This window comes from Enterobacter cloacae complex sp. CARB60 (genome assembly GCF_036487345.1).
Lineage (GTDB): Bacteria > Pseudomonadota > Gammaproteobacteria > Enterobacterales > Enterobacteriaceae > Enterobacter > Enterobacter asburiae_D.
Genome location: NZ_JAZKLC010000002.1, coordinates 4,202,661 through 4,215,238 on the forward strand (window position 1 = coordinate 4,202,661; position 12,578 = coordinate 4,215,238).

Annotated in this window: 15 protein-coding genes; 6 read left to right on the forward strand and 9 right to left on the reverse strand. The window is 55.6% G+C overall.

Annotated features, from left to right (window positions below; all coding sequences use genetic code 11):
* Positions 1–83 precede the first annotated feature (83 nt).
* A complete protein-coding gene (locus V4835_RS21210; protein ID WP_032651400.1) occupies positions 84–470 on the reverse strand; it encodes a winged helix-turn-helix transcriptional regulator in 387 nt (128 codons plus the stop codon).
* Positions 471–554: 84 nt separating this feature from the next.
* Between V4835_RS21210 and V4835_RS21215 the strand changes: the two genes are divergently transcribed.
* The 3 genes from V4835_RS21215 (at position 555) to V4835_RS21225 (ending at position 3,349) form a co-directional block, all read left to right on the forward strand.
* Positions 555–1,403: an SDR family oxidoreductase gene (locus tag V4835_RS21215; RefSeq protein WP_331413615.1), complete on the forward strand. Its 849-nt coding sequence runs from the start codon at positions 555–557 to the stop codon at positions 1,401–1,403.
* An 80-nt stretch (positions 1,404–1,483) separates the two neighbouring features.
* Positions 1,484–2,308, forward strand: coding sequence for an AraC family transcriptional regulator (locus V4835_RS21220; protein ID WP_063144072.1), 825 nt, complete (start codon positions 1,484–1,486; stop codon positions 2,306–2,308).
* A gap of 75 nt (positions 2,309–2,383) precedes the next feature.
* Positions 2,384–3,349: a DMT family transporter gene (locus V4835_RS21225; RefSeq protein WP_331413616.1), complete on the forward strand. Its 966-nt coding sequence runs from the start codon at positions 2,384–2,386 to the stop codon at positions 3,347–3,349.
* Between the two features lie 87 nt (positions 3,350–3,436).
* On the opposite strand, the gene V4835_RS21230 is transcribed toward V4835_RS21225, so the two are convergent.
* Entirely contained in the window at positions 3,437–5,086 is a 1,650-nt protein-coding gene (locus tag V4835_RS21230) for a methyl-accepting chemotaxis protein (RefSeq protein WP_331413617.1), read from the reverse strand.
* Between the two features lie 244 nt (positions 5,087–5,330).
* On the opposite strand from V4835_RS21230, the gene ytfE reads away from it, so the two are divergent.
* Positions 5,331–5,993 (forward strand): iron-sulfur cluster repair protein YtfE, encoded by a 663-nt coding sequence (gene ytfE, locus V4835_RS21235; protein WP_331413619.1) that lies wholly within the window; start codon positions 5,331–5,333, stop codon positions 5,991–5,993.
* Between the two features lie 86 nt (positions 5,994–6,079).
* Here the strand turns inward: ytfE and cycA are convergent, their stop codons facing one another.
* Both cycA and fklB read right to left on the reverse strand, forming a co-directional pair.
* A complete protein-coding gene (gene cycA / locus V4835_RS21240) occupies positions 6,080–7,489 on the reverse strand; it encodes a D-serine/D-alanine/glycine transporter (RefSeq protein ID WP_032662435.1) in 1,410 nt (469 codons plus the stop codon).
* A gap of 311 nt (positions 7,490–7,800) precedes the next feature.
* On the reverse strand, positions 7,801–8,421 hold the full coding sequence (fklB, locus tag V4835_RS21245; RefSeq protein ID WP_008502892.1) for an FKBP-type peptidyl-prolyl cis-trans isomerase: 621 nt from the start codon (positions 8,419–8,421) through the stop codon (positions 7,801–7,803).
* Positions 8,422–8,654: 233 nt separating this feature from the next.
* On the opposite strand from fklB, the gene V4835_RS21250 reads away from it, so the two are divergent.
* Positions 8,655–9,299, forward strand: coding sequence for an OapA family protein (locus tag V4835_RS21250; protein WP_331413621.1), 645 nt, complete (start codon positions 8,655–8,657; stop codon positions 9,297–9,299).
* A 45-nt stretch (positions 9,300–9,344) separates the two neighbouring features.
* Here V4835_RS21250 and V4835_RS21255 read toward each other — a convergent pair whose 3' ends face one another.
* The 5 genes from V4835_RS21255 to rpsF form a co-directional block, all read right to left on the reverse strand.
* A complete protein-coding gene (locus tag V4835_RS21255) occupies positions 9,345–10,274 on the reverse strand; it encodes a DMT family transporter (RefSeq protein WP_331413622.1) in 930 nt (309 codons plus the stop codon).
* A gap of 152 nt (positions 10,275–10,426) precedes the next feature.
* Complete coding sequence (gene rplI / locus V4835_RS21260) at positions 10,427–10,876, reverse strand: 50S ribosomal protein L9 (RefSeq protein ID WP_023310148.1); 450 nt, start codon at positions 10,874–10,876, stop codon at positions 10,427–10,429.
* A 41-nt stretch (positions 10,877–10,917) separates the two neighbouring features.
* Positions 10,918–11,145: a 30S ribosomal protein S18 gene (rpsR, locus tag V4835_RS21265; RefSeq protein ID WP_000135199.1), complete on the reverse strand. Its 228-nt coding sequence runs from the start codon at positions 11,143–11,145 to the stop codon at positions 10,918–10,920.
* Between the two features lie 4 nt (positions 11,146–11,149).
* Positions 11,150–11,464: a primosomal replication protein N gene (gene priB, locus V4835_RS21270; RefSeq protein WP_008502895.1), complete on the reverse strand. Its 315-nt coding sequence runs from the start codon at positions 11,462–11,464 to the stop codon at positions 11,150–11,152.
* A gap of 6 nt (positions 11,465–11,470) precedes the next feature.
* The gene (gene rpsF, locus V4835_RS21275; RefSeq protein ID WP_014068637.1) at positions 11,471–11,866 is read right to left on the reverse strand and encodes a 30S ribosomal protein S6; all 396 of its coding nucleotides are present in this window, start codon (positions 11,864–11,866) and stop codon (positions 11,471–11,473) included.
* 340 nt (positions 11,867–12,206) lie between these two features.
* Between rpsF and yjfY the strand changes: the two genes are divergently transcribed.
* Positions 12,207–12,482 (forward strand): DUF1471 family protein YjfY, encoded by a 276-nt coding sequence (yjfY, locus tag V4835_RS21280; RefSeq protein WP_010427445.1) that lies wholly within the window; start codon positions 12,207–12,209, stop codon positions 12,480–12,482.
* Positions 12,483–12,578: the final 96 nt, after the last annotated feature.

Consider the following 12,578-nt stretch of genomic DNA (forward strand, 5'->3'; position numbering starts at 1 on the left):
TGCCGGGCGGCGCTTCCGCTTACCCGGCCTACGGGATGGAAGATTACGGGTAGGCCGGGTAAGGCGAAGCCGCCACCCGGCTTTTACGCCGCACGATCGTCCCGATTCGCCATCACCTTCGGCGTATTTACCTCAATCCAGTCCGCCAGCGCGGCGACCTTCTCGCTGACCTCAATCCCCATCGGCGTCAGACTATACTCTACGTGCGGCGGCACCACCGGATACGACACGCGATCGACAAACCCGTCCAGCTCCAGCGCCTGGAGCGACTGGGACAGCATCTTTTCGCTCACCCCGCCCATTTTACGGCGCAGATCGCTAAAGCGATGCGTTCCCTGGCGCAGGGCCAGCAGAATCAGGACACCCCAGCGGCTGGTCACGTGTTTGAGTACCTCGCGTGAAGGGCACTGCTCCGCGAAAAGATTGCCATCGCGCATTTGTTCGCTGAGCGTGGGTATCGTTGTTTTCATACTTACCTTTTTGTACGTACTTACTAAAAGTTAGCTATGGTGCTAGTGTGCCACAACACCAGACAAACACGAAGGAGATTCATCATGATCGCGATTACCGGCGCTACCGGCCAGCTTGGCCATCTCGTTATTGAACAGCTGTTGAAAACCGTACCGGCCAACCAGATTGTGGCCATCGTACGTAACCCGGCGAAAGCGCAGGCCTTAAGCCAGCAGGGAATTGTGGTTCGTCAGGCGGACTACTCGGATGAAGCCGCATTCACCGCCGCGCTGAGCGGCGTGGATAAGCTGCTGCTGATCTCTTCCAGCGAAGTCGGCCAGCGCGCGACCCAGCACCAGAACGTGATTAACGCCGCCAAAACGGCAGAGGTGAAATTTATCGCCTACACCAGTCTGCTGCATGCGGACAAATCACCGCTGGGTCTGCACGTTGAACACGTTGCCACTGAAAAAGCGCTCGCGGCGTCCGGCATTCCGTATGCCCTGCTGCGCAATGGCTGGTATACCGAAAACTATCTGGCGAGCGCGCCGCCTGCGCTGGAACACGGCGTATTTATTGGTGCGGCAGGCGAAGGCAAAATTGCCGCTGCGACCCGTGCCGACTATGCCGCGGCGGCAGCCAAAGTGATCGCTGAAGAGGGCCATGCGGGCAAGGTCTACGAACTGGCGGGCGACCACGGCTGGACGCTGAGCGAACTGGCGGCTGAACTCAGCAAGCAGAGCGGGAAGCAGGTTACCTATCAGAATCTCAGTGAAGCGGATTTTGCCGCCGCGCTGAAAAGCGTCGGCTTGCCTGCCGGACTGGCAGATATGCTGGCGGACTCCGATGTGGGCGCGTCCAAAGGGGGACTCTTTGACGATAGCCATACGCTGAGCAAACTGATCGGTCGCCCGACCACAACGCTGGCGGAGAGCGTCAAATCCATCCTGTAATTGTTAAGGATTGGTTATTTTTTGTGGCATCCCCTCGGGTCATCTCTGATAATGAAAAGATGACCGCGAGGAGGCTCACCGTGCAAGGCGTACCGGAACAGTTTATTGATGAAAGAGACAGCGCGCGCTTTCGCCATCTGGCGCAGCTGCCGGGCCTGGAGCTTTATCACGCGCATATTTCTGACTACGCCTTTGAGCCTCACACCCATGAAGCCTTCGGGATCGGCACGATTGAAACCGGTGCCGAACGCTTTCGCTATCGCGGTACCCAGCATCTCGCGGCGGAAAAATCCGTCGTCACCATGAACCCGGACGAGATCCATACCGGTGAATCCGCCACCGAAGGCGGCTGGCGCTACCGGATGGTCTATATCGAACCCGACCTGCTGGAAGAGGTGACCGGCCTCCGGCACTGGTGGTTTAGCGATGTCACGCGTCATGACCCGCTGCGCTCGCAGCAAATCGGCAGGCTCATTTACGGTCTGTGGCACACGGACGATCCGCTTGCGCAAAAAGGATTGCTGCTGGATTTGATTGAGACCTTCCGGCCGTTTGCCCATCACGCGCCGGTGGTTCTGGAAGGTGCGCACCGGTTCGAACGCGTGCGCGAGTATCTGCACGACAACTATATGCGCGCTCTGACGCTGGACGAGCTGGCCAGCGTCGTATCGCTCAGCCCGTACCACTTCCAGCGCCAGTTCAAAGCCCATTTTCACGTGACGCCGCACCAGATGCTGATGGCCATTCGCCTCTGGCGCGCCAAAGCGTTCCTCACCCACGGCATGCCCGCGGCAGAGGTCGCCGCCGCAACCGGACTGACCGACCAGTCGCATTTAACCCGCGCGTTTACCCACCGCTACGGCATTACCCCCGTGCGCTACCAGAAGCAGGTCACCCGGCGCTAATGCGCAACCTCATACAATACGCGCGCATTTTCCCCTCCTACACTGCATACAGCGTAAATACCTGTGGGTGGAAAAATGATTAGTGGTGTGTTGTATGCCCTGCTGGCCGGGATGATGTGGGGGCTGATTTTTGTCGGCCCATTAATTGTGCCCGAGTATCCGGCAATACTGCAGTCGACCGGACGTTATCTGGCGCTGGGGCTGATTGCCCTGCCCCTGGCGTGGCTGGGACGCGCTCGCCTGCGTCAGCTCAGCCGCAAGGACTGGGGTACCGCGCTGGCGCTGACCATGATGGGCAATCTTATCTACTACGTTTGCCTCGCGAGTGCCATCCAGCGTACCGGCGCGCCGGTATCTACCATGATTATCGGCACGCTGCCGGTCGTTATCCCCGTCTTTGCTAACCTGCTCTACAGCCATCGCGACGGTAAACTGGCGTGGTCAAAAATGGCACCGGCGCTGGTCTGCACCGCAGCGGGGCTGGTATGCGTGAATATTGCCGAGCTGCGTCATGGGCAGGCGGAAGTTGACCTGTGGCGTTACGGTTCTGGCATTGTGCTGGCGTTCATTTCCGTGGCGTGCTGGGCATGGTATGCCCTGCGCAATGCGCGCTGGCTGCGGGAAAACCCGGACAAGCATCCGATGATGTGGGCGACGGCGCAGGCGCTGGTCACTCTGCCCGTCTCACTGGTGGGATATGCTGGCGCGTGCATCTGGTTGGGCCATCAACAGCCAGACTTCGCCCAGCCCTTCGGGCCAAGACCGTGGCTGTTTGTCGGCCTGATGGTTGCGATTGCGGTGCTGTGCTCATGGGTGGGCGCGCTGTGCTGGAACATTGCCAGCCAGAAGCTGCCGACGGTGATTTTAGGGCCGCTGATTGTCTTCGAAACCCTGGCCGGACTGCTTTATACCTTCCTGATGCGCCAGAGCGTACCACCGTTATTCACGGCCTGCGGGATCGCGCTGCTGGTGGTGGGGGTGGTGATGGCGGTAAGAGCGAAGCCGGAAAAACCGAGGGTCGTTCCGGCGTCGGAGATGTGATTTTTGCCGGGTGGCGGCTCCGCCTTACCCGGCCAACGAGGAGCCGTTTTGTAGGCCGGGTAAGCGCCAGCGCCACCCGGCATGATGTTAAAACGTTTCCCAGTTCCCTTCAGACGCCGCCGCTACGGGCTGCGCTTTTGGTACATAGGTTTTCACCGGTGCCGCTTTAACCGCCTGGTTGCGGGTGATTTTGAACACCGCCACCGCTTCGTTCAGGCGTGCAGCCTGATCTTCCAGCGCTGCTGCAGCGGCCGCGGACTCCTCTACCAGCGAGGCGTTCTGCTGGGTCACGCGGTCCATCTCGGCTACCGCCTGGCCTACCTGATCGATACCGCGGCTCTGCTCGTCAGAGGCCGAGGCAATTTCGCCCATGATGTCGGTGACGCGGGTGACCGCATTGACGATCTCCGCCATCGTCTCCCCGGCTTCGTTAACCAGCTGGGAGCCCGCGTTCACGCGCTCGCCGGAATCATCGATCAGCGCTTTAATCTCTTTCGCCGCCTGGGCGCTGCGCTGTGCGAGAGTACGGACTTCCCCTGCCACCACCGCAAAACCACGGCCCTGCTCGCCCGCGCGCGCCGCTTCCACCGCCGCATTCAGCGCCAGAATGTTAGTCTGGAAGGCAATACCGTCGATCACGTTAGTAATTTGCGCGATTTTACTGGAGCTGGTAGCGATTTCGTCCATTGTACGCACCACGCCTTCCACCACGTTACCGCCCTTCTTCGCCGTTGAGGAGGCGTCCAGCGCCAGGCGGGACGCCTGACGCGCGTTATCGGCGTTCTGCTTCACGGTTGCCGTCAGCTGTTCCATGCTGGCTGCCGTTTCTTCCAGAGAAGCGGCCTGCTGTTCGGTACGGGAGGAGAGATCGTTGCTGCCCGCAGAGATTTCGCCTGCACCGGTGTAAATGGTATCTGCGCCTTCACGCACCACGCCCACCGTGTTCGCCAGAGAGGTCTGCATCTCCTGAACGTTGCGCGCCAGGATGGCCATCTCATTTTTACCGTCAGCCTGAATCGGCTGGGTTAAATCCCCTGCCGCGATGGCGCGAATATGGTTAATCACCTCTTCCAGAGGCAACAACAGCACGCGGCGCATGGCTACCCAGCTGGAAATAATCACCACAATCACCAGCAGCATGACCGCAGAGAGGATCCACAGGATGTGCTTGTAATCACTTTCATTATCCTGAATGCCTTTATCGGTGAGCGCGGCCTGCGCTTCACGCCATTCACGATAAACCGTTTGCATCGCATTTTGCTTTTGTTCGGCATTCTGCTTGAACATATCTTCCAGATTGCCCTGGCTCAGCAGAACGTTCATTTGGGTCAGCGTTGCAGAGTAAATGCGGTACTGCTCTTCGAGCCGGTTAGCCAGGTTCTCGTCCAGCCCTGGCGTATTCGGCAAGGCATAGTATTTATCGTAATGGACCTGGGCTTCAGTCAGCAGATTTTTCGCCGTCGTCACCAGCTCATTCAGCTGACCGCCGTTAATTTGCGAGGCCATGCTGCTTTGCAGGCGCAACATCCCGCGGTTTAGGGTGACGCGAGCCTGGTTCAGACTGATCCACGCATCGGTAAACTCCGCCACGTTCTGGCTGGAGAGCTGCGACACGGTGAAGTTGTCTTTATCGTTGTTCAGCGCATTGATAAAGATACCGGCGGAAATCACTTGCATGATGCCGAGCACAAGCAGCACCGAAATCAGAAGGGTAATGACTTTTATACGTTTAAACATGCGTTGCCTTTGTTATATGCAGGTTTGTCTGACGTGGATATATCGGCAGTCGCGGCGGGTTGTTTACTGTTTCTACACCTTTAAAAAGTTTCTAAACCACTTTCCTAAGTCCATTCAGAGAGTTAAAAGGGGTATTTTTTTGTGATCTGCATCTCATTTTCCCCGTTCCCTCTAAAGGGTTATAGCGCCGCCTTAAAGATGCATTTAATATGCATCTTATATTATTGATGACGAGGTAACTGCTATGGCCTTTCGCGACCAACCCCTTGGCGAGCTGGCGCTCTCCATTCCTCGCGCTTCTGCGCTGTTCCGTAAATACGATATGGATTACTGCTGCGGCGGTAAGCAAACCCTGGCGCGTGCGGCCTCACGCAAAGAGCTGGACGTTGAGGTGATTGAAGCAGAGCTGGCGCTGCTGGCCGAGCAGCCCGTCGAAAAAGACTGGCGAACCGCCCCGCTCGCTGAAATCATCGACCATATCATCGTGCGATACCATGACCGTCACCGCGAACAGCTGCCGGAACTGATCCTGCAGGCGACCAAAGTCGAGCGCGTACATGCCGACAAACCTTCCGTACCGCGCGGTCTGGCGAAGTACCTGACGATGCTGCACGAAGAGCTTTCCAGTCATATGATGAAAGAAGAGCAGATCCTCTTCCCGATGATTAAACAGGGAATGGGAAGCCAGGCGATGGGGCCTATCAGCGTGATGGAAAGCGAGCACGATGACGCGGGTGAACTGCTGGAGGTAATCAAACACACCACCCACAACGTCACGCCGCCGCCAGAAGCGTGCACAACGTGGAAAGCGATGTACAACGGCATTAACGAAACGATCGACGACCTGATGGAACACATCAGTCTTGAGAACAACGTTCTGTTCCCGCGGGCATTGGCTGATAAATAAAAAAGCCCGGTGGCGCTAGCGCTTACCGGGCCTACAACGTCCTCGAACGTAGGCCGGGTAAGCGTCAGCGCCACCCGGCAACATGCTTAACGCATGCCTGCCATACGTTTCTTACCGATAAATACCCAGCCCAGCCCCAGCGCGATAAACCACAGCGGCGTGACGATGAGTGCCTGACGAGTATCATCTTCCAGCGTCAGCAGAACCAGCACGAAGACGAAGAACGCCATGCACACCCAGCACATCAGCTTGCCCAGCGGCATCTTGTAGATCGATTTTTCATGCAGGTGTGGACGCTGCTTGCGGTACACCAGGTATGAACAGAGGATGATGGTCCAGACGAACATAAACAGGATCGCAGAGACCGTGGTAATCATGGTGAACGCGCCAATCACGCTTGGGTTGACGTAGAGCATCACCACACCGCCCAGCAGGCACATGCAGGAGAAGGTCAACCCTTTTGCCGGTACCGCACGCTTAGACAGCTTCGCGAACGCGCTCGGCGCCACGCCCTCCTGCGCCAGACCAAACAGCATACGGCTGGTGGAGAATACGCCGCTGTTGGCAGACGAAGCAGCAGAAGTCAGCACCACGAAGTTAATCAGGCTCGCGGCAGCAGGCAGGCCTACCAGCACGAACAGCTCAACGAACGGGCTCTTGGTTGGCACCACGGAGCTCCACGGCGTCACGGACATAATGATGACCAGCGCGAAGACGTAGAACATGATGATACGAACCGGAATAGAGTTAATGGCGCGCGGGAGAGACTTCTCGGGATCTTTGGTCTCCGCCGCCGTGGTGCCCACCAGTTCAATGCCCACGAAAGCAAATACCGCGATCTGGAAGCCGGCAAAGAAGCCGCTGATGCCTTTCGGGAACCAGCCGCCGTCATTCCACAGATGGGTAAACGACGCCTGAACGCCCGTTGGCGACTGGAAGTGGGTGAGAACCATCACAAGACCCACAACGATGAGCCCGACAATCGCCACGATCTTGATCATCGCGAACCAGAACTCCATCTCACCGAACATTTTGACGGTGGCGAGGTTAAGGCTCAGCAGCAGGACAATAACCGCCAGCGAGGCTACCCAGTCCGACAGCCCCGGGAACCAGAACTGCGCGTAGGCGGTAATCGCCACGACGTCCGCCATACCGGTGACGACCCAGCAGAACCAGTAGGTCCAGCCGGTGAAATAGCCCGCCCACGGCCCGAGCAGGTCAGAAGCGAAGTCGCTGAAGGATTTATATTCGAGGTTCGAGAGCAGCAGTTCACCCATTGCACGCATCACGAAGAACAGCATAAAACCGATAATCATATAGACAAATATGATTGACGGTCCGGCGAGACTGATGGTTTTGCCTGAGCCCATAAACAGCCCGGTACCGATGGCACCCCCAATCGCAATGAGCTGAATATGACGGTTTGTGAGATTTCGCCGTAGCGACTGTTCGGACGACGCCTCTTCGTCGGCGACGACTTTGACCTGATCTACCATGTGATTTTTTCCTGTTTATGCCTGTCTGTGTTGTTAAGGCTCTTCTGGCCTTTAAATACGTCAAAAGATGACGTTCCCTTGTAAGGGCTAATCGATATTAGGTAAGAATCGGCGGGATGAATACTATGATTTAGATATTATGTTAATAATATGTTGAAAGTGAGTGTCATATCACTCATACAGCGCGAAACAGCTCACAAAAATACACGCAACAGTTTCGTTTGCAAGATAAAATGTTGATAGGGTCGTAACTATAGGTTTTTACACTATTTTCCTCTCCCCAACCGGGGAGAGGAAATAAGAAAAGTCGATTACAGAATTTCCAGCAGCTCGACTTCAAAGACCAGGGTGCTGAATGGCGGGATGGACGCGCCAGCGCCGCGCTCGCCGTAGGCCAGGTTATGCGGGATAGTCAGTTCCCATTTGGAACCGACCGGCATCAGGGTCAGGGCTTCAATCCAGCCTGCGATAACGCCATTCACCGGGAATTCTGCCGGTTCGCCGCGCGCTACGGAGCTGTCGAAGACGGTACCGTCGATCAGCTTACCGGTGTAGTGTACGCGAACGTGGTCGGTACGTGCCGGAATTGCGCCGTCACCCTGATTGATCACGCGGAACTGCAGACCAGACTCGGTGCTGTTCACGCCTTCACGCTCGCGGTTCTCTTCCAGATATTTCACACCTTCGGCGGCCATCTCTTCAAAGCGCGCACGACGCACGGCGTCAGCACGTTCGTGGATTTCACGCAGCGCACGGTGCACAACGTCAACCGGAACGGCAGGCTGTTTGCCTTCCAGCGCGTCAGCGATACCCGCCACCAGCGCTTCTGGTAACAGACCTTCCAGGCCGGATTCGCTCAGCTGCTGTCCTACCTGCAAGCCGATACCGTAACTTGCCTGCGCTTCGATAGTGTCAAAAGTCGGGGTGGTCATGGGTTTTCCTTCCATCACATTTAAAGTAGCGGGCAGCATATCAGCCATGCCCTTATGGGTAAAACTTTGTCTGAAGTTAAGGTGACAAACCGCGACGAAACAGAAACAATAGAGATAACCAGGATTAATCCCGAACTGATGTCACGGATGTCGGGTTTACTACGCCGTTCAGGCAGTTAGCAAACTATACTTCGGGACACAGGATAAAAAATACGCGGAGCAGGAGGAGTGCCATGCCCGGGCGATTTGAACTGAAACCTACCCTGGCGAAAATCTGGCAGGCGCCGGACAATTTTCGCATCATGGACCCGCTGCCTCCTCTGCATCGCAGAGGGATCATCATTGGCGCGCTGATGGTGATCGTGGGCTTCCTGCTGCCTTCCGGGGGCGATGATGTTGATACCGCACCCGTTTCCCGCAATGCCCAACTGGACATTCAGTCGCAGACGCGGCCGCAGCCTGACGCACAGCCGATGCAGACGCAGCTCGTCACCCCGTCTAACGATCCGGGTCAGGTCGCGCCGGTTGAGCCTGAGCCCATTCAGGATGAACAGCCGCAGGATCAAGCCGTCGCCCCGTCTCAGCCTCAGGCGCAACAGCCCACCGGCATTGAACAACAGTGGCGTTCCTATCGCGTAGAGCCGGGCAAAACCCTTGCACAGCTGTTCCGGGATCACAACCTGCCGCCAACGGACGTCTATGCCATGGCGAAGGTGGAAGGTGCAGGTAAACCGCTCAGTAACCTGCAGAATGGTCAGATGGTACAGATTCGCCAGAATGCCAGCGGGGTGGTGACAGGGTTAACGATCGATACCGGAAATGGTCAGCAGGTGCTGTTTACCCGTCAGACCGACGGCAGTTTTATTCGCGCACGCTAGTTCTGTAGGCCGGGTAAGGCGTAGCCGCCACCCGGCACACTGTTCTCAGGCACTCCGCTTGTTCACCCACCAAATCCCCGAGCAGACCAGCACCAGCGCAACCGCATATTTGATATCCAGAATATTTTCCCCGAGGAAAATGGCGGATAATACTGTGCCTGCCACCGGCACAACGAAGTTAAACGGCGCAATCATACTGACTCGGTTGACTTTCAGCAGCATGCTCCACAGCGCAAAGGCTACGGATGAGAGCAGCGTCAGATATCCCAGCACGGCGATGGCCTTCATACTGTGCACTTCCAGCGTTCCGCCAGTCGCATATCCGCCCCCCACCAACACCAGCCCGCCGATAGCCAGCTGCCAGCCGGTCATCACCATGGGGTCGACGGTCTGGGAGATGCGTTTTCCGTACAGCGTGGCAGCGGAGAGAATAAAAGCAGCCAGCACCACAAACCCGTCACCATTCCAGACAAACTGGAAATCGCTTAACCCGCTGTGGAAGTTCACCAGCATTACCCCGGCAAACCCGAGAATACAGCCCAGCGTTTTGTTATAGCTGAGTTTGTCGTTGTGGTAGATAAAGTGCGCCAACAGAACGCTGAAGAAGGTTCCAGTGGCGTTCATGATTGAACCATTCACCCCCGTCGTGTAGGCCAGGCCTATATAGAAGAACGTGTACTGAATGGTCGTCTGGGTCAGCCCGAGGATGGTGAGCTGGCCAAACTGCTTGGGCGTAAGCCTGCCAATCGGTTTTCGCTGGGCCAATGCAAACAGCAGCAGCAACACACCGGCAAACAGGAAACGGTATCCGGCAAACACCACTTTCGATGAAATATCATCGGTTGCGATCTGGAAAAGCTCATAACCACTTTTAATGGCCGGGTAGGAGCTACCCCAGAGTAGACAGCAGAGCGTGGCGCAGGCATAGGCCACATTTCGGCGAGCAAAGACAGGCGTGGGCAGAGCGGTATCCATGACAAATCTCATAAATAAAATTGCGTTTCAATTTATTGTCAGAGAATGCGACAGGAAAAGCTACCATACAAGAAGAAATGATGAATTCTGGTCTCCCAGAAAAGCAAAACGCCGGCACAAGGCCGGCGTTTCAACGTGAGCAGAGTAAAAAATTACTCAGCTACAACGTTAACAACCAGTTTAGCGAACACTTCGCTGTGAACCTGGAAGTCAACTTCGTGCTCACCAGTGGTACGCAGAACGCCGTTCGGCAGACGAACTTCGCTCTTAGCCACTTTAACGCCTGCTGCAGAAACTGCATCAGCGATATCGCGGGTACCGATGGAACCGAACAGTTTACCTTCGTCGCCAGATTTAGACGCGATGGTAACGGTGCCCAGTGCGTTGATTGCTTCAGCGCGAGCATTAGCAGCCGCCAGAACGTCAGCCAGTTTGGCTTCAAGTTCAGCGCGACGTGCTTCGAAAAACTCTACGTTTTTCTTAGTAGCTGGAACAGCTTTACCCTGTGGAACCAGGAAGTTACGTGCGTAACCCGCTTTAACGTTAACCTGATCACCCAGGCTGCCCAGGTTTGCTACTTTATCAAGCAGAATAACTTGCATTACCTTATCCTCTTAAAGTCGTATTAATGGACCGTGCCCGATTACTGATGACGATCAGTGTACGGCAGCAGAGACAGGTAGCGAGCGCGTTTAATAGCGCGAGCCAGCTGACGCTGGTATTTTGCACGAGTACCGGTGATACGGCTTGGGACAATCTTACCGCTTTCGGTGATGTAGTTTTTCAGCGTTGCGATATCTTTATAGTCGATCTCTTGAACGCCTTCCGCGGTGAAACGGCAGAACTTGCGACGACGGAAATAACGTGCCATATGGCTAGTCTCCAGAATCTATCAAATCAATCTGCTCGGCATGCAGAACCATTTTGCTCAGGCCGTTCTTTGCCTTGTGGCAAGAGATGAACCCCTGAACGATTACTGCGCTACCGACCGTTAAACTGTGAGTAATGGCCTGGTTTTCGTGTCCGCTAATAATAACGGGCATTTGGCACCACGCCTGCCGGTGAAACCCGGCTTCCTCTTGCACAGAACGATGCTCAAGCACGAACTGGCAATGCGGAATTCCTGATGGACTGACCTTTCGAAGGGGAGCCCTGCATACGATGCCGGACAACGCCAGACGGTTGGTCATCAGAAATTACTCTTCAGAATCCCCAGCATCAGAATCATCTGCGGTTTCGTTTGCGAAATCATCGCGACGCTCACGGCGCTCGTCTTTCGCTTTAACCATCGGAGATGCTTCGGTAACTGCGTTTTTGGTACGCATAACCATGCTGCGGATAACGGCATCGTTGAAGCGGAAGGTAGTTTCCAGCTCATCGATCACTTCCTGCGGCGCTTCAACGTTCATCAGAACGTAGTGTGCTTTGTGCAGTTTGTTGATCGGGTAAGCCAGCTGACGGCGGCCCCAGTCTTCCAGACGGTGGATCGTACCTTCTGCACCAGTGATGGCAGCAGAGTAACGCTCGATCATACCCGGAACCTGTTCGCTCTGGTCAGGATGGACCATAAAAACGATTTCGTAATGACGCATCGAATTGCTCCTTACGGATTATTCAGCCTCCTGTCTGGGTCAGCCGAGGCCCGGGGAGGCAAGGAACGTGTTAAAGGTCGGCTGAAAAATTGACGCGTCATAATACTTGCGCGCCCCTGGAAACTCAAGCTGATTGCACAAATAATTCGCACAAAGCGCGAAGCGGGTCTAAGTGGGTGATTTAAAATTGGTCACACCCGCAAGCGCTGTTTTTTTGAACAACTGCATCAGAAATGGTCACGCATCCCCGCCGGATGAGTGATTACACTTTAATCAGAGATAACCTGAACTCAAGAAGGAGCATCCCCCTCTCGCAGCACATAGTCGTGGAGCGCATATCATGAAAAAAATCGCATTAGCCATAATGGCGGCGCTTTTGCTCAGTGCAAACGCGATGGCAGCCATCAAGATAGACAGCCGACAGGCCAGAAACATGGATGATGTGCAAAGCTTGGGCGTAATTTACATCAATCATAATTTCGCCACGGAAAGTGAAGCAGATCAGGCATTAAACGAAGAAACCGATGCGCAGGGCGCAACCTATTACCACGTGATGTTAACCCGTGAGCCCGGCAGCAACGGCAATATGCACGCCAGTGCAGATATTTACCGATAACGCTTTAACGCTAGCACCAGGAAAGCCAACAACGAGAACATAGCCATAGTTGACGTTGCCCCCTGCCCGGGGGCTTTTTTTGTGAATGGCTCCGGA